The organism is Oleiphilus sp. HI0086, assembly GCF_001635225.1.
In genome coordinates this window covers 1-530 of the sequence record NZ_LWFZ01000456.1, presented here as the reverse complement: position 1 = coordinate 530, position 530 = coordinate 1, and the positions used below count along the sequence as shown (strand labels likewise).

Here is a 530-nt window from a genome sequence, read left to right as displayed (position 1 = left end):
GAGTTGGTAGGCTTAAGTTGTTGTTACAATGAACGAAGTGATAAGAAAGAGGAGGCTGAGTCGCTCGATGACAATAGGACCTTATAAAATGGTGAGAAATGTTTAATAAGTATGATATTGCGGCAGTGATACCTGTCAGACTTGGTAGTTCAAGAGTTTCGCAAAAGGCCCTTCTTGAGGTTGGTGAAGACAAAATTAGTCTGTTAGCGTGGAAAATAAGACAGCTTAAGAAAGTGCTGTCAAAAGATAGCATATACGTTAGTACTGAGGCTGATGTACTGATGGATATTGCTCGAGAAGAGGGTGTAAAAGTTCATCGTCGCGATCAGTTCCTTGCTGACGGACATAAAGCTACTTTTAGTGAGGTCATTGTTGGTGTCGTTAAAGATATACCGCACGAGCACATTGCTTGGGTGACATGTGTTGTTCCTTTGATGAGTCCTCAAGAGTATTTGCAGGGGTTTCGTGAGTACTATGATCATGTTATTCCAGAAACTTCAAGTTTCGATAGCTTGGTTTCTGTAAACTTG

General features: G+C 40.9%; 1 protein-coding gene. It reads left to right on the top strand.

Annotated features, from left to right (window positions below; genetic code table 11):
- Window positions 1-98 precede the first annotated feature (98 nt).
- Window positions 99-530, top strand: a 432-nt coding sequence (locus A3756_RS05610) for a hypothetical protein (protein WP_197481199.1), incomplete at its 3' end; no start/stop codon positions are given.